At 52.0% G+C, this 17833-nt stretch carries 15 protein-coding genes; 14 read left to right on the forward strand and 1 reads right to left on the reverse strand.

Going from position 1 to position 17833, the window contains the following annotated elements; all coding sequences use genetic code 11:
* The first annotated feature begins 134 nt into the window (after window positions 1-134).
* From PQI28_RS13485 to PQI28_RS13540, 12 genes are all read left to right on the forward strand, one after another.
* Entirely contained in the window at window positions 135-1286 is a 1152-nt protein-coding gene (locus PQI28_RS13485) for an ROK family transcriptional regulator (RefSeq protein ID WP_339963613.1), read from the forward strand.
* A gap of 21 nt (window positions 1287-1307) precedes the next feature.
* Window positions 1308-2102: a hypothetical protein gene (locus PQI28_RS13490; protein WP_339963614.1), complete on the forward strand. Its 795-nt coding sequence runs from the start codon at window positions 1308-1310 to the stop codon at window positions 2100-2102.
* A gap of 182 nt (window positions 2103-2284) precedes the next feature.
* Window positions 2285-2731, forward strand: a complete 447-nt coding sequence (locus PQI28_RS13495) for a hypothetical protein (RefSeq protein ID WP_214744383.1) — start codon at window positions 2285-2287, stop codon at window positions 2729-2731.
* A 24-nt stretch (window positions 2732-2755) separates the two neighbouring features.
* Window positions 2756-4057 (forward strand): ABC transporter substrate-binding protein, encoded by a 1302-nt coding sequence (locus PQI28_RS13500; RefSeq protein ID WP_339963615.1) that lies wholly within the window; start codon window positions 2756-2758, stop codon window positions 4055-4057.
* A gap of 67 nt (window positions 4058-4124) precedes the next feature.
* Entirely contained in the window at window positions 4125-5078 is a 954-nt protein-coding gene (locus PQI28_RS13505; protein ID WP_214694278.1) for a carbohydrate ABC transporter permease, read from the forward strand.
* 12 nt (window positions 5079-5090) lie between these two features.
* A complete protein-coding gene (locus tag PQI28_RS13510) occupies window positions 5091-5876 on the forward strand; it encodes a carbohydrate ABC transporter permease (protein ID WP_214694276.1) in 786 nt (261 codons plus the stop codon).
* A gap of 18 nt (window positions 5877-5894) precedes the next feature.
* Entirely contained in the window at window positions 5895-7883 is a 1989-nt protein-coding gene (locus PQI28_RS13515; RefSeq protein ID WP_339963616.1) for a beta-galactosidase, read from the forward strand.
* Window positions 7880-9946, forward strand: coding sequence for an alpha-galactosidase (locus PQI28_RS13520; RefSeq protein WP_339963617.1), 2067 nt, complete (start codon window positions 7880-7882; stop codon window positions 9944-9946). The genes PQI28_RS13515 and PQI28_RS13520 overlap by 4 nt, the downstream gene beginning before the upstream one ends.
* A 22-nt stretch (window positions 9947-9968) precedes the next feature.
* Window positions 9969-11153 (forward strand): galactokinase, encoded by a 1185-nt coding sequence (locus tag PQI28_RS13525; protein WP_339963618.1) that lies wholly within the window; start codon window positions 9969-9971, stop codon window positions 11151-11153.
* On the forward strand, window positions 11150-12154 hold the full coding sequence (galE, locus tag PQI28_RS13530) for a UDP-glucose 4-epimerase GalE (RefSeq protein ID WP_214784456.1): 1005 nt from the start codon (window positions 11150-11152) through the stop codon (window positions 12152-12154). The genes PQI28_RS13525 and galE overlap by 4 nt, the downstream gene beginning before the upstream one ends.
* Window positions 12151-13680 (forward strand): UDP-glucose--hexose-1-phosphate uridylyltransferase, encoded by a 1530-nt coding sequence (locus tag PQI28_RS13535; protein ID WP_339963619.1) that lies wholly within the window; start codon window positions 12151-12153, stop codon window positions 13678-13680. Before galE ends, PQI28_RS13535 begins: the two co-directional genes overlap by 4 nt.
* Before the next feature lie 14 nt (window positions 13681-13694).
* Window positions 13695-14657 carry an aldose epimerase family protein gene (locus PQI28_RS13540; RefSeq protein ID WP_339963620.1) on the forward strand — a complete coding sequence of 321 codons (963 nt, stop codon included), beginning with the start codon at window positions 13695-13697 and terminating at the stop codon, window positions 14655-14657.
* Window positions 14658-14710: 53 nt separating this feature from the next.
* Here PQI28_RS13540 and PQI28_RS13545 read toward each other — a convergent pair whose 3' ends face one another.
* Window positions 14711-16063, reverse strand: a complete 1353-nt coding sequence (locus PQI28_RS13545; RefSeq protein WP_339963621.1) for a PDDEXK-like family protein — start codon at window positions 16061-16063, stop codon at window positions 14711-14713.
* A 197-nt stretch (window positions 16064-16260) separates the two neighbouring features.
* Here PQI28_RS13545 and PQI28_RS13550 point away from each other — a divergent pair, with 197 nt between their 5' ends.
* Window positions 16261-17025: an SH3 domain-containing protein gene (locus PQI28_RS13550; protein WP_339963622.1), complete on the forward strand. Its 765-nt coding sequence runs from the start codon at window positions 16261-16263 to the stop codon at window positions 17023-17025.
* 225 nt (window positions 17026-17250) lie between these two features.
* A partial coding sequence (locus tag PQI28_RS13555) for a hypothetical protein (protein WP_339963623.1) occupies window positions 17251-17833 on the forward strand: 583 nt, incomplete at its 3' end.

Here is a 17833-nt window from a genome sequence, read left to right on the forward strand (position 1 = left end):
AAAGTCTAGAAAAGAATAAATATACTGACTGCGATACATAAAAAATGTAAAATGAACCACATTCAACAAAAGCGCTTTCGGTCATTTCAGACATGCTATACTAAAAGAAAATGACAGGAATAGGTGGAATGGTCATGGGGAACACAACACCACGCAACTCCAAATGGATGAGATCCTATAATCGGGCGCTCATCCTTCGGCTCATCCGGCTCCATCAGCCGGTGTCCCGCGTCGAGCTCGCCAAGAAGACGAGTTTGACGAAACCGACGATCTCGAACATCGTCAATGAATTGAAAGAAGAAGGACTGATCAATGAGCGGGAGCTCGGTGTCTCGAGTGGGGGAAGACGCCCAATCATGCTCGAACTCGCGGCGAGCGACCGTTTTGTCATCGGCATCGATGCGACACAGCGAAAGCTGCATGGGGTCGTCACGAACATCCATGGGGAACTGCTCGACGAGGCATGGCATGACGAACGGTTCGATACGAACGAGGAGTTCATCGATGCCATCGTCGCGCTCTACATAACGTTGAACGAACGCACGCAAGGCGATGTCATCGGACTCGGCGTCTCCGTGCACGGGATGGTCGAGGCGGGTGACGGGGTCGTCTTGTTCGCGCCACGTTTTCACTTGCACGACATCCCGCTGAAGCGTGAACTCGAGACACGTCTCGGCCAGCACGTCTTCGTCGAGAACGACGTCCGGACACTCGCCCTCGGCGAACTATATTTTGGGGAAGCCATCGGCATCGAGGAGTTCTTTTATGTGTATGCCGGGTACGGGATCGGTGGAGCGTATGTCCACGCAGGCGAGTTGATCGATGGGGAGCATCACATCGCCGGTGAGATTGGACATATGCGCATCATGCTCGACGGACCGATCTGTTCATGCGGCAACCGTGGCTGTTTAGAGGCAGTCGCAGGTGAGCGTGCCATCTTGAACGAGGCCCGTCAACTCGCGCATGACCTGACGCTCGACGACCTCCGTGATTCCGTAAGCTCGAATCAAGACGTTCAAAAGCTATATGAACGGGCCGGTGAATATATCGGCATCGCCACGCTCAATATGATCCATCTGTTGAATCCGGGTCGCATCCTTCTCGGGGGACCACTCTTCAACTATGCGCCGGACGTCGTGACGAATATCCAGGAGCGTGTCGCCCAGACGGCGCTCACCCTTGACGCCCGTCAGACCGACATTCGTGTCGTCCCGTGGAACGTCAGCCAAGGCGCACTCGGGGCCGCGGCACTCATCACGAACGAGATGTTCGGTGAAATCAATTAATGGCAAGGAAGAAGGGGTTGTATGAAAAAAATCCTTATCGTGTCTTTACCGGTTATTGTGATGGCTATTTTGATGATAATAATCGCAAGTTATCTAAAAATTGGAATAAACAATGAGTGGGTAGGATTTGCAGGAGGATTAATTGGTTCATTCATTGGAGTTTTTGGAGTCTATTGGACAATGCGTGAGGACCAGAAAAAAAGAGAGGAGGAAAGAAAAGAGGATTTTTTCATTAAAAATATTGGCCTGTATACAGATATTATTTATTTACTTGATTCTAAAGATCTTCATACGATTTATCAGACCATGAATGATTTAAAAAAGTCAAAAGAATGGTATGAAATTGAAAAAATCACAAGGGTCGAGATTGAAAAGATAATCGATAAATGTCGTAGAAGTGAAGTAGAAGAGGCTGAAAGTATTGCTAGGAGTTACCTTATTAAAAGTTGTGGAAAAATACTCATAGTTAAAACGCAACGAACACTTATTGATGAAACTTCAATTGAAACAAAAGATGTTTTTGAAGAAGCCATAGATGAATTATTAGGTATGTGGTCGGGAACACTAAAGGATATAATTGATTACTCATTAGATATTGAGGACACTCTTGGAAATATAGAAGATTTTAAACGACGGATATCTCTTACAAAGTACCTGGCAGCATATAAACATAAGTCAGAAGAGTTCTACTATGCTATAGTCGATTTTCAAGAATCAAAAGAATGGCTCGATTATTTAGACCGAAGAGATATTGCTTTAAATAATATTAATAACCTAAGAAAATCATTAATTGATAAGATTGAAAACTTACAATAATATTCTACCTTTTGTTTTAATCGCTAACTTTCAAAATGGAAGAAGCGATTTTTTTTAAGTTCTTACAAGAAAGCGTTTACAACATAAACAAGGGCATGATATAGTCTATGTGTAGTTAGATAATAAATTTAATTTACTAAGTAAGGGGTGACACTCTCAACGACACGTTTGGAGGGGTAGCGATGCAAAAAGAGACACCATTGAAAGACCAGTTCCACGCAATCTTCGGTCGCTACGGGGCGACCCGATTGTTCGCACGACACGACTTCGCCTTCGACGAAATGGAAGCGTTCACAGGCGAGGAGACGAGCATGATCATCACGCGCTCTAGACGCGACGGCATCTTTCGTCTCTATGACGAGGAGACGCGTGACATCCGATTATTCCGGGCATCGACGCTCTCTCGTGACGTGTCGTTCGACGACATGGACGGCTTGTTCGAACTGTTGCTTTGGCGATTGAAAGAACAAGACGCATTGCCGTTCGGGGCGGACCTTTACGTCGTCGGCCCATACATAGACGGACCGAAGCTCGATTTGGAACTGATCACGTACACGTTGACACGGCTCGGGGATCGCCCGATGCCAGACCATCTTATTCGGGAGTTATGCCATCGTATCGTGGCGTGACAACACATTCAAAGGAGAATGAACATGAAAAAAACGACGATTGCACTCGCATCATCTGTCTTAATGCTCTCATCTTTACTCGCTGCGTGCGGCGACGACGAACAAGCGGCGGCGACAACGGAAGACGGCAAGCCGGTCATCACATGGTGGGGCTGGGCGCCACAACCTGAAGTCGGGGAAGAAATGGCGAAGGCGTTCAACGAATCGCAAGACGACTACGTTGTCAAATTCAAGCGTCTCGAAGACTACGAGCAACAGCTCCAAGTCGCGATGCTCGGCGGTGACGGTCCGGACGTCATCGGTCTCAAAGAGCCGATGATCCCACAATACAAGGACCGCCTCGTGCCAGCGAAAGACTATATGGACAAAGCGGCCGGCGAAGGCTGGAAAGACAAATTGATCGAGCTCGGCGTCGAACAGACGACGGTCGACGGCGAACAGTACGCGGTACCGGTCGGCTTCACAGGACAGGCATACCTCATGTATAACAAGACGCTTCTCGACAAATACGGCGTGACGCCACCGAAGACGTATGACGAGACGGTCGCAGCGATCGACAAGATTAACGCATCAGGCGACAAGGTCATCCCGATGCAACTCGGTGCGAAAGACGCATGGGTCGGCGTTGACGTCTTCAACGTCTTGAGCCACCAAGTCGCACCAGGTTACATCCAGGACGTACTCGCAGGCGACGCGAAGTGGACGGACAAAGAGATGGTCGAGACGGCTGAACTTTGGCAACAACTATACGAAGACAAAGTGTTCCAAGAAGGGGCATTGGGTCTCGCGACATACATGGATGGCATGAACAACTTCTTCGACAAGAAAGCTGCGATGTGGATCATCGGGTCATGGGAAGCCCACTCGATGACGACGGTCGAGAAGCGTGACAAGTGGAACAACTTCGAAGACGAGATCGGCTTCGTCCCGATGCCTAACCTCGCAGGTGGCACAGAACAACCGGTCATCGCTTCAATCGATATGGCACTCGGTGTCAACAAAGAGTCGAAACAACAAGAAGGTGCGGCTGCCTTCATCGCCTATATGACGCAAGGCGAAGGCCAGGCGCTCTACATGGAGAAGTTTGAGATGGCACCAGCCGTCAAAGACATCGAAGTCGCTTACGAAGACAAGTTCACGAACGATGTCGAGCGTGAGTCTTACAAAATTTTGAACGAGACGGTGAAGAACGCTGTCGCGGGACGCGGAATCCGTGACCCGAAAGTATACGACGCACTCGGGAAAGAACTTCAAAACATCGCTGCCGGACAAGATGCGAAAGAAGCACTCGCACGCATCCAGGCGATTGCGGACCAAGGTAAATAATCGAACGAGCGCCAGTAGCCAGACTCACTGGCGCTCGATTTTTTGAATCTGAAAGTGAGGGAACCTTATGCAACAAGCAACCGATTTGAACAAGTCCAAGCCGAAGCTCGCGTCGGTGCCGCCGAGCGCGCCGAACCCGATCCGGAAGAAGGAGCGGATGAAGCAAAACTTAATCGGCTGGGCGTTCGTCGCCCCGACTGTCCTGTTCGTCATCGCCTTCATCTATTACGGCATCTTCTATAACGCCTATCACTCGCTCTTCTCGTGGGATGGGATCTCGTTTGAAAAAGTGTATGTCGGCTTCGAGAACTTCGCACGGATGTTCCAAGACCCAGAATTTTATAACGCGCTCAAGAATACGGGCATCTTCACGATCTTGACGGTCACGATTCAGGCGGGTCTCGGGCTCGTGTTGGCCTATTTGCTTCACACGAAAGGCGCGGGCCGGACGTTCTTCAAATCGGTGTTCTTCTTCCCGGTCGTCTTGAGCCCGGTCGTCCTCGGGGCGGCGTTCACGCAAATCTTTGACTTCCAGTTCGGTTACATCAACGAATTCCTTCGCATGATTGGTCTCGGTGCTTTGGAGCAGAACTGGCTCGGTGACCAGGACGTCGCACTCTATGCCATCATCTTGATCAACATCTTCCAGTGGACGGGCTCGTCGATGATCATGTACTACATGGCGATGCTCGCGATCGAACGGGAAGTGTTCGAGGCGGCCAATATTGACGGTGCCGGCTTCTGGCGCACGCTGTGGAGCGTCGTCTTCCCGAACTTGAAAGGGACGACGTTCACGCTGACGATCCTCGGGGTCATCGGTGGTCTGAAGACGTTCGATATCGTCTGGATCTCGACGCAAGGTGGACCAGGTAACTCGACGGAGGTCATCTCGACGTATTTGTTCCGGAAATCGATGCTTCATCAAGAGGTCGGTTATGCCAGTGCCGTCGCCATCATCTTGCTTGCGATCGCGCTCGGTATCACGTACTTCCAGATGCGTGTACAGAAGAAAATGGACTAAGGGGGAGTAGCTATGGAACTGCAAACGAAAAAAGGAAGATGGTTCACCAATATCGGTCTCTCGCTCATGGCGGTCCTCTGGTTGTTCCCAATCTTCGTCATGTTCAAGGAAAGCTTACGTGTCAACGGCTTTGAAAACTATATCGCGACGCTTCAAAATCCGAACTTCCCACAGTTCGTCATCAACAGTTTCATCGTCGCGTTCTTCATGATTCTCATTTCGATCTCGCTTCTCGCCTTTGCGGCGTTCGGATTCTCGAAGCTCCAGTTTGCTGGGAAGCGCCTGTTGTTCAATCTCGTCTTGGCAGGGTTGATGCTACCGGTCGCCTCGCTCATCGTACCGCTCTTCTTCACATTGCGTACGCTTGACGGGCTCAACAGCTATTGGGGATTGATCGGTGCCGAAATCGCCTTCTTCCTTCCGTTCGGTCTCATGCTCATCAAGAGTTACTTTGACGAACTGCCGAATGAATTGATGGAAGCGGCGCATATCGACGGGGCGTCGACGTTCCAAATATTCTATAAAGTCATGATGCCGCTCGCCAAACCGGCGCTCGCGACAGCGACGATCTACGCGTTCCTCAACTCATGGAACGAGTACTTGATGGTCCTCACGTTCATGACGGACCCAGCCAAGCAGACGGTGACGATGGCACCGACCTTCTTCACGGAAGCGCTCGGCGGGGACCCTGGTAAACTGTACGCCTCGCTCGTCTTGATCAGCTTGCCGACGATGGTGTTTTATATCTTCTTCCAACGCTTCTTACAAAAAGGGATGACTTCGGGAGCGGTCAAATAATCGATTGAGGTGAATAGCATGTATTTAGGAGTAGATTACTATCCAGAACAGACAGACCGTGCGCTTTGGGACGAGGACGTCCGCTTGATGAAAGAACTCGGCGTCAACGTCATCCGTATGGCGGAATTCGCCTGGACGATGATGGAACCGGCCGACGGCGAGTTCGACTTCTCATTTTGGGACGAGGTCGTCGAGACGTTCGGTGAACACTTTGACATCGTCCTCGGCACGCCGACGGCGACACCGCCCGCGTGGCTCATCGAGAAGTATCCGGACATTCTCCCAGTGACGAAAGACGGCGTCCGCATCAGTTTCGGTGCCCGTCGTCACTATACGGTCAACAGCCCCGTCTACCGCGAGTACTGTGAACGCATCACTCGCAAGATGGCGGAACGGTACGGTCGTCATCCACGGGTGATCGGCTGGCAGACGGACAACGAGTATGGACATGAACAGTCGGACCGCTCGTACGGCGACGTCGACCAAGTGGCGTTCCAAGAATGGCTGAAAGAACGTTACGAGACGCTCGACGCGCTCAACGCGGCTTGGGGGACCGTCTTCTGGAGCCATACATATACGGCATGGACACAGATTCCGGTTCCTCGCACCGTGTTCCAGGAACACAACCCGTCACTTCTCGTCGATTTCGACCGTTTCTGTTCGGACGCGTATCGCTCGTTCAACAAACTCCAAGTCGACACGCTCCGTCCGCTCATCCACGAGGACGCGTTCATCACGCATAACCTCGTCTATAGCGACATGGCGATCAACCAGCAACAGATGGCCCAAGACCTCGACTACGTCTCGTTCGACAACTACCCGGTCTGGGGTGGGTTGCCGGAACCGAACCGTTTCGAGAAGACGGCACACGACCATGATCTTTGCCGCTCGTCAAAACAAGGGAAAGGGTTCTGGGTGATGGAGCAACTCAGTGGGGCACAAGGATGGAGCCGTATCGGCTACTTGCCACGGCCAGGACATATCCGCCTCTGGACACATCAAGCTGTCGCTCGAGGTGCTGAGGCAATCGTCTACTTCCGATTCCGTGCCGCTGACTTCGGGACAGAGGAGTTCTGTCACGGCATCATCGACCATGATGGGAAGCCGAAACGGAAGTTCGAAGAAGTGAAGCACGTCATGTCAGAGCTTCACGCGCATGGAGACATGATCAACGCGGCTGCGTATAAGTCAGAGGTCGCCGTCTATTTCGACCAAGAAAACTTATGGGCGTGGACGCATCAACCGCACTCGGACGCCTTCAATTTCAAACAAGAGTTCGTCCGCTTCTATGGTGCCGCTGTCCGTCAAGGGGTCAATACGGATATCGTCTTCCCAGGGGATGCGCTCGACGCGTATAAACTCGTCATCGTCCCGCTCTATTTCCTCGGGAATGACGTGTTCGACGAGACGCTCATCGACTATATCGAGAACGGTGGGAACGTCATCTTCACGTATCGAACTGGGGTGAAAGACCCGATCAACCGTTGCCATAACTTGACGCTCCCAGGCAAGTTCGCTGAGTACGCGGGTATCGAGATTGACGAGTACGAGAGCTTACAAGCCGTCCAGTCGAACGAGGTCCGCCTCGGCGAGCAAGTGTCTGAGGCGAACATCTGGTGCGACTTGATTACACCAAAAGGTGCAGACGTACTCGCGACTTACGGGCAGGCATTCTATAAAGGGACGGCGGCCATCACGCGCCACACGTATAAAGGCGACGTCACATATATCGGCTCATCGGTCGACGATGCGATGCTCGACACGGTCTATCACGAGGCGCTCACACGCGCCGGCATTGACGCGCACCGACTCCCGGACGATGTCGAGAAAGTCGACCGTCATGGGGACGGGCAGTTGATCCGCTTCTATTTGAACCATTCGACCGAGGTCACGTCATCCGTCGAACTCGACGGCACGTGGCAGACGCTCGACGGGGAGACGATGACGGGCACGCTCGAGCTCGAACCGCTCGCGGTCATCCTACTCAAACGGGAGGTGGAGGCATGATCGTTCGTCACGACAATCGGTTCGCCCTCATCGGGACGAATCTCACGTACGTGTTTGATGTCGATGCGCGCGGTCGTCTCGTCCATCAATATCTCGGTGGACGCCTGCATGAGTCGGACATCAAAGAACTACCGGACGCGCGCGTGTTGCACTCGTCGTTCGAGACACCGGAAGGGGTGGCCGCTTACGAGTTCACCTCATTCGGCGACCTCGTCTATACGGAACCGACGTTGAAGAGTCATACCGAGACGGAACGGCTGCATGCGTTCGCACTCAGTGATGCACGGATTGACGGAGAGACGCTCGAGATCGATTTGATCGACTCGATTCAGTCCCTTCACGTGACGCTACAGTTCACGCTTTATCCGGCGTACGACATCATCGCTCGCCGCATGACCGTCAAAGCAGGAGAGACGGTCACACTCGAGAGTGCACAGTCATTCAGCCTCGGACTCATCGAGCGCGACATGCGCCTCCGTCATTTCAGCGGGGCGTGGACGAGCGAGTTCCAGCTTCAAGAAGGGCCGCTCCTCCCAGGTAAGAAGACAATCGAGAGCCGTCGCGGGTTGACGAGCCATCAAAGCAACCCGTGGTTCGCACTCGACAGTGACGCGACGGAGACACATGGAGAAGTCGTCTACGGCTTCCTCGGACATTCCGGCAACTGGGCAATCCATTTCGAGAAAGACCAGTTCGGCTTTACCCAAGTGACGGGCGGGATTAACCCGTTCGATTTCGCGAAGACGCTTCAAGCGGATGAATCTTTCACGACGCCAACCGGCTATATCGGCTATACGCAGCGCGGATTCGGTGGTATGAGCCAGAACGCCCACGACTTCGAGCGCGACGTCATCATGCCGGAAGCGACACGTGACGTGTTGCGCCCGGTCCTCTACAACTCGTGGGAGGCGACCTATTTTGACGTCAGCGAAGACGGACAGAAACGTCTCGTCGACGAGGCGGCTGCCATCGGTTGTGAGTTGTTCGTCGTCGATGACGGCTGGTTCGGTGAGCGTCATTCGGACACGGCCGGACTCGGGGATTGGCACGTCAACGAGATGAAGTTCCCGAACGGGCTCGACCCGCTCGTCCGCTACGTCGAGGAGAAAGGTCTCCAGTTCGGACTATGGGTCGAACCGGAGATGGTCAATCCAGATTCAGACTTGTACCGGGCTCATCCGGAGTGGATTTACTATACGGATGGCCGCCCGTCGACGACGTCGCGGAATCAGTTCGTCTTGAACCTCGCCTTGCCTGAAGTCGAGGCACACGTGACGGCGTGGCTCGACGAGTTGCTCGGACGACACGACATCCGTTACATCAAGTGGGACATGAACCGCGCCTTCTCCGAGCCTGACAGCCCACATCTACGTGACGCGAAGGAACTGTGGCTCCGTCACGCGGAAGCCGTGTATCGCATCCTCGACACGTTGCGGGAAAGACACCCGAACGTCGCGTTCGAATCATGCGCCGGCGGCGGTGGGCGGATTGACCTCGGTGTCCTCTCGCGCGTCGAACAGGTTTGGACGAGCGATAACACGGACGCGCTCGACCGTCTCACGATTCAGGAAGGCTTCTCATACGCTTATAACGCCAAGATGATGAGCTGCTGGGTGACGGATGCGCCGAACTGGTTGAACAATCGTTCGTTGCCGCTCGGGTACCGGTTCGTCAGTGCCATGCAAGGGACGCTCGGCATCGGCGGCAATCTGCTCGAATGGACGAAAGAAGAATTGGCAGAAGCAAAAGAATGGATTTCGACGTATAAGACGATCCGTCCGCTCGTGCAGCACGGGACGAGCCATCGTCTTGCCTCGCTCAAACGGGACGGCTTCCACGCCGTCGGCTATACGGACGGAGAAGATTACGTCGTCCTCGTCAACGCCGACCGACGCCAATACGGGAAGAACCGCTTACGTGTGAAGCTGCGCGGACTCGACCCGGAACGGACGTACGAACTAGAAGGGCGCCTCGTGAGCGGACGCTATTTGATGGAACAAGGCATAAACCTCACACAACAAACAGACTATGACGCGTATTGCCTGGTCATTCACCCGGCATGAGCGATGGAAGGGATGAAGCCGTATGCTTTCATTTGATATGGAACAGCTGAAACAACAATTCGAGGAGGTGTTCGCAGGATCAGCGGACCGGGTGTTCTTCGCACCGGGTCGCATCAATTTGATCGGCGAGCACACCGACTATAACGGAGGGCACGTCTTCCCATGTGCGATCACGTTTGGGACGTATGGACTCGTGAAGAAGCGGGAGGACGATTTGATTCGTGTCTACTCACGCAACTTTGAAGATGTCGGCATCGTGTCGTTCCCTGTGACGGACGGGACGTATGAGGCGAGCCACGACTGGGCGAACTACGTGAAAGGTGTCGTCACGCTCCTTCGACAAGACGGGCACGACATCCACGGTTTCGACTTCCTCCTCGCGGGCAACATCCCGAACGGGGCGGGTCTCTCCTCATCGGCTTCCCTCGAACTCGTGACGGCGTTCATGTTGAATGAAGTGTACGGTCTCGGTCTCGAACGACTTGACCTCGTCCGACTCGGACAGAAGGTCGAGAACACGTTCATCGGCGTCAACAGCGGTATCATGGATCAGTTCGCCATCGGGATGGGCAAAGCCGGGCAGGCGATGCTCCTCGATTGTGAGACGCTCCATCACGACTACGCACCGATCGCACTCGACGGATACGACATCGTCATCATGAACACGAACAAACGACGCGAACTCGCCGACTCGAAATATAACGAGCGTCGACGTGAATGCGACACGGCGCTCGGGTTGATTCAGCCAAAATTCGACGCGGCGTCACTCGGGCAGCTGTCGATGGAGGCATTCGAACAAGTCGCCCTCGACTTACCGGAGACGCTCCGCAAACGGGCACGTCACGCTGTCTCGGAGAACGAGCGGACGAAACTCGCTTACGCTGCTTTACAAGAAGGACGACTCGAGACGTTCGGTCAGTTGATGAACGCATCACACGCGTCGCTTCGTGACGATTATGAAGTGACGGGGCTCGAGCTCGATACGCTCGTCGCGGCCGCCCAAGGCTGTGACGGTGTCATCGGGACCCGTATGACAGGGGCCGGATTCGGTGGCTGTGCCATCGCCATCGTCCGACAAACGGATACGAATGCGATGATCAAACAGACGTCTGCGAAGTACGAAGAGACGATCGGTTACGCGCCGACATGTTACGTCGCCTCGGTTGGGGACGGCGTCAGAGAACTCGTAGAGGAGGAAGTGAAATGAGTGTACTTGTCGTCGGCGGTGCCGGCTATATCGGATCGCACGCCGTCCGTGCCTTATTGAAAGACGGGGAGGACGTCGTCATCCTCGACAATCTCCAGACGGGACACGTCGAGTCGATCCCGCAAGACGTCCGTTTCTATGAAGGAGACTTGCGTGACCGTGCGTTCGTGAAAGAGGTATTCGCGAAAGAAAGAATCACGGACGTCCTTCATTTCGCGGCAAACTCGCTCGTCGGTGAATCGATGTCGGACCCGCTCGCCTACTATGACAACAACGTCTTCGGGACACAGGTGCTTCTCGAGGCGATGCGGGACGCAGGGGTGAAGCGGATCGTCTTCTCCTCGACGGCCGCGACATACGGTGACCAGACCGTCATGCCGATCGATGAGACGGCGCTGACGAACCCGACGAACACGTACGGGGCGACGAAACTTGCGATGGAGTCGATGATTCGCTGGTGTGACCAGGCGCACGGCATCCGCTCGGTCGCGCTCCGTTACTTCAACGTTGCCGGCGCAATCGCGACCGGTGAGATCGGGGAAGACCATGACCCGGAGACACACCTCATCCCAATCGTCCTTCAAGTGGCGAACGGACAGCGTGACGCCATCACCGTATTCGGTGACGACTATGCGACAGAAGACGGCACGTGTATCCGCGACTACATCCACGTCCAAGACCTCGTCGACGCGCATCTTCTCGCACTCCGTTATTTACGGGAAGACGGGGCGAGCGATGTGTTTAACCTCGGGACGGCGAACGGATTATCCGTGCTTGAAATCGTTGAAGCGGCACGTCGCGTGACGGGTCATGATATCCCGGTCCGACTCGGGGAACGCCGCGCCGGTGACCCGGCGAAGTTGATCGCCTCTTCCGATAAGGCACGACGCGTCCTCGGTTGGACACCGACCCGCTCGAATGTCGAAACGATTTTGACGGACGCGTGGAACTGGCATGCGACCCATCCATTCGGTTATCAGGCGAAAGAGGTGAGACGATGATTGATGTGACGATTGAGGCGCTCGTCGAGGCGGCGATTCGTGCAGAGTTGATTGAAGAACAGGACCGGATCTATTCACGGAACCGTGTACTCGCCACACTTCATAAACTCGACATGGACGTCCCGACGTCTGTGCCGTCGATAGAAATCCCAGACGCATTAGAGGAGCTGGTCGCATATGCGATCGAACAGGAGTTGATTGAACCAATCCTGGAAGAAAAGGACCGCTTTATGGCCGAAGTGATGAACGTCTTCGTCTCGAAACCGTCTGAAGTGACGCGTCGTTTCAATGAACTCCGTGCGACTGACGTGACGGCTGCGACGGATTATTTCTATCGGATGAGCCAGGCGTCAAACTATATCCAGACGCGGCGAATCGCGAACAACATCACGTACAAGGCACCGACCCGCTATGGCACGCTCGACATCACCATCAACTTGTCCAAACCGGAGAAGGACCCGCGTGAGATCGCACTCGCTCGGACGCAGCCGACCCCGACGTCGAACTATCCGAAAGGGTTATTGGCGATTGAGAACGAAGGCTACGGCGGGCACTTGAAACATCCGGCGCGTGCGAACCATCGCATCATCCCGCTCACACTCGGCGGTCAACCGTGGTCGTTCCAATATTCACCGTACCTCTACTACAACGAGCACTCGATTTTGTTGTCGAACGAGGTGCGCGACATGGTCATCGACCGGGGCGCGTTCGAGCGTCTACTCGATTTCATCACACAGTTCCCGCACTATTTCGCCGGGTCGAACGCGGACTTGCCGATCGTCGGAGGCTCGATTTTGACGCACGACCATTACCAGGCCGGCCGCTACCGGTTTGCGATGGACGATGCGCAAGTCGTCTCGACGTATCGCTCGGAGCGCTATGACCAGGTCGAGATTGAGACGCTCTACTGGCCACTCTCGGTCGTCCGTCTCCGTTCCCGTCAACAAGAGCAGCTCGTCATGTTGGCGAATCAGTTGCTTGGCTATTGGCGTGACTATGAGGACGAATCGAGTGAGGTCATCCCGTATACGGACGGTGTCCCACATAACACGGTCACTCCGATTGCGAGACGACGGGACGGGCGCTATGAGCTCGACCTCGTTCTTCGGAACAATCGGACGAGCGATTTACATCCGGACGGGATTTTTCATCCGCATGCTGACGTGCACCACATCAAGCGTGAGAATATCGGCTTGATTGAAGTGATGGGACTCGCCGTCTTACCAGCACGTCTGAAGACGGAACTCGAACAAGTCGTCCGTTATGTGGCGGGCGAGGACGTCGAAGTTGAAGCGATGCACCAGGAATGGGCGGATGCGTTACGGAAGAAGGCAGGCGACCCGAAAACGATCGTGGACCAAGCCGTCGTCGACAAGTTCGTGAAAGGACTCGAAGACGCCGGTGTCTTCAAACAGACGGAAACGGGGCAGGAACAGTTTGATGTGTTCGTCCGTTCGCTCCTGAGTCATGTCGATAAAGTGGAGTACGGAACACCAAGGTCGGGAATGAGAGAGAAAACGAACTAAAGGTGGTTGTACGAGTGAAACAAGCGACGATTCAAAACACCAACGGCATGAAACTATCCGCTATCGACTATGGCTGTGCGATGACGGAACTGACGGCCCCGGACCGAGACGGTAATCTCGACTCGGTCATCTTGAAATATGGGGACGTCTCTCAATACTTAGAAAATCCGGTCTATCTCGGATCGGTCGTCGGGCGGATTGCTGGACGGATCCGTGACGCGGAGATCGATGGTGTCGCCTTGACCCCAAGCGAGGCGCCTCATCATATCCATGGAGGCGACAAAGGCATCACGGCTCGACACTGGGAGATGGATGCCGACGAGCAGTGCATCCAGTTCACGTATGTGAGTCCGGACGGGGAAGAAGGATATCCCGGAAACGTCTTCTTCAAAGTGTTATATGAGCTGACAGATGACAATGAACTGATTGTCACGATGACGGCGGAGACGGACCAACTGACGTGGGTCAACCTGAACCATCACAACTACTTCAATCTCGGTGGACGACCGACCATCCATGACCATGAGCTGACGCTACCAGCTGATTCGGTCGGGGTGCTCGATGCGGAATCGTTGCCGACAGGAGAGTTGCGTGACGTGAGCGGGACCCCGTTTGATTTCCGCGACGGCAAAGTGGTCCGAGAAGCGCTCGAGTCAGGAGACGAGGCGATTACAAAAGCCGGTGGACTCGATCATCCGTTCATCTTGAAGGACGGGGAGACGAGGCTACATGATCCGGTGAGCGGACGGACGATGACCGTCGAGACGAATCAACCCGTCATGGTCGTCTATACGGGCAACTTCCTCAGTGAAGAGACGCCGGTGACGCTCGACGGCCGACAAAAACATAGCGCGATTTGTCTCGAGGCCCAGGCGTTCCCGGACGCCCCGAACCATCCAGACATCGCGACCTCAATCGAACTGAGACCGGGTGAGTTGTATCACTCGCGGACAGTATATCGGTTTGGGGTGGAGTAAGCATAAAGACCACTTTCTTTGCTTCGGAATTTGAAGCGAGGAAGTGGTCTGTTTTATGGATTGACATGATTGTTTTCAGCTACCTCTTTCAATACATCAATCATACTGCTATGGAAATCTCGAAATGCGTCGGTTTCTACTAAGTCTTTCATCGTTTGATGTACATGGTTGGCGTTCGTCCAATCTGGAACATCCATCGTATCTGTATAAATGCGAGTGAACTTTTTCCCTTCTTGCTTTCCTGATTTCATAAAGGAAATTCCTTTTTCTTCGATGGCTTCCAATAGTTCAAGACGACGTTCGTAAGGAATCGGACCAACTTCGACATATAGTTTGAGTCGCTTATCGCCTTTTCGCTCAAACCACATGATGAGCGCATAATTGAGCCAATAGCGTTTCAAGCGAGGCAATTGTTCAAGTGCAGGTAACCACTCGTTCATCACAAAGTTTGGAACACGTGAATGTGCACTGTACACATTCAATTGCAGTTCATTTGCGAATGTTTCAAATGCCTGAGGCAGAATGTTCCCACTCACTTTAATGATGTGATCGATGGTCTGCCGCTTTCGGTTATAAATGATGCGTAGATGTCTTTTGGTATCCTCATCTAACGTCTTTAAGATACGCGTCGCTTTTCGAAGGTCGACTTGTTTTTGTTTTGATGGATTGGCATTCGCAAAAAGTAGTTGAATGGCAAGCGTATTCTCTTGATACAGTTGTAGTGCCGTACGGTCCGCTTCTTCGTTCTCGACGAGGCGCTCTTCCAACAGATTCGTGTAATACGTTAAGAAATCATAAATGTTGTCAGCAATCGTTGCACGATTCAATTCAAGTTCTTGTTTGATGATGGTCAACACATCTCCGTAGTCGAGTACCCAATAATCTTCATGCGAAGGAAGGTCACTCGATAAGGTGAGGTAGACGGGGAGCACGTTTCGATTCGGAAACATGTCTTTCACGTGAGTAATATATCGAGTCAATTGTCCAGACGACTCACTAGAATGGAACTTATTTTCGATGAGTAAGGTGATATTGAGAGTGGGGATATCGATGAGTAAGTCAATCGACCCATTTCCCGTATACCATTCACGGTGAACAATCACGTCCGAGAGAGCTTGATGAGAGAAGGCTAAGTAATCGAACAAATGAATTTTATCTTCGTTGTCTTGTTTTGTAATGAGATGCATCAGTAATTTTCTCAAGAAGAAGCTTCCGAGGCGATGATTCTCGTTAGGGTCTAATAACCAGGCGAGTACGTTCGAATGTCGAATCTCATATTGATCGACCCGTAACACTTTCAATGGATTGAATTGCTCGAATTGTTGGTGCAGTCGATTGAACTCAGGTGCATTTTCAAGTTGAAGAATGGTGTCCAACTGAATTGATTGTTCAGAAGTGGGATTCATGTAGTTGCCTCCGTTACATATATTGTAAGTCCATTAAAACATACAATGAATCCATATCCTTTAATGAAATTGCTATAGCTATGAAATGGGAGTTAAAAAATCAAAAAACGATTTTCTTATTTCCTAAAATCTCCGAAAAAGCAGTATGACCACTTGATAAACTACATATAAAGAATAAAGTCATGGAGGCTATACATATGAAGAAGTTGTTAAGTGGCGTTATGTTAGCAGTGTTTTGTTTGACAGCCGTACTGTCACCAGCTCAGATTCCTTTTTCTCAAGGTGATATGAGTAAAGTCGAAGCAACGCTTGAAAAGCAGTTTAACAAATCGAGTAAAATCTATGCATCACGTAGTCGGAAAGCAAAGGTAATCCTTAACGTCAAAAAGAATCAAACCGTCACGGTTCTCGAGACAGTCGGTAGTTGGAGCAAGGTGCGTGTAGGTAAGAAAACGGGATGGACGGCAAACCGAGATTTGAGTGTGGTGAAGTCGAAGATCGAGATTGATCGTCCTTCCCCAACAGCTCTATTTGAAAAGGTGAAGCTAGATCCGCGTTTCACCGAATTTGAGGGTATTCGTCTCATTGGCTATAAATATGAAAAGGGAGAACAGAATTTCCTTCAGGTGTTTCACCTCGAAGACAAAGGAATTTTAGTCATGAGACATTGGTTCGGTGATGCCTATAAACCAGGTGTCAGACCAAAGGAACGTGAGGCAATGATGAAATATCAATACGAATCCATTCAAATGATGGGTGAGTTGATGTACGGACCTGGTACACAAGAAGCTAAAAACTATACGAATGTGGCATCTGCACACATGACTGAGGTGGAACAGCTCGTCATGGAAGACTGGCATAATCGGATGCGCTATTTCAAAGAGGGAACATTCCGTGCAAATGGAGATTCCTTTAAATATTATATGGCTGGTCCGGGGCTTGAGATTGACTTTACTGAATGAAATAGGAATTCTACGCATGAAATGTAGAGTGGGAAATTAATATATGAATCAATTTAGAAAATGTGGAGTGACCGAAACTGGTCACTCCGCTTTTTTGTGTTGTTTATGCCCCTACTTTTATAAAATAGGTCATTTCGTTTTTGAAAAACGTGCTATATTTTTATATGGGATTTATAGGATTCATATTCAAAAACCTACATATGAGAAAAGAGAAGAGGAAAACATATGAAGAAGAGGTTGGCTCAATTGATCATCGTCATATTATTGGTGCATTCATTACCTTATTCAGGATTTGCGATGGAGGATACAGAGGCACCAGAATTAGTCAACTATACGCTTGACTCAGGGGAGTTCACAATCGGGGACAACGTGCACTTAACACTAGAGGCGAAAGACAACTCGGGGCTGCCGCCATACGTATATGTGTATTTGAAGAAACCGATCACGGGACACATGCACAACGTACCAGTCTACCATCGAGGGGACGGCATATATGAAGGAGCATTCACGATTGAGGAGGGGATGGAATCTGGGCGATACGTCCTCGAATACGTGTATCTGGTGGACGCTCGTTCGAATGACCGATCGGTCTATCGTGATGAGAGCGACGTACAGGGTTTTAACGTCTATGGAACAAACAGTGATACGACAGCTCCTGAGCTTATCGATTATAAGCTTGACTCGGGGGAATTCACAATCGGGGACAACGTGCACATAACGCTAGAGGCGAGAGACAACTCGGGGCTGCCGCCATACGTATATGTGTATTTGAAGAAACCGATCACGGGACACATGCACAACGTACCAG

Origin of the sequence: Exiguobacterium sp. USCH10 (assembly GCF_037619445.1) — a bacterium.
Taxonomy (GTDB): domain Bacteria; phylum Bacillota; class Bacilli; order Exiguobacteriales; family Exiguobacteriaceae; genus Exiguobacterium; species Exiguobacterium aestuarii_A.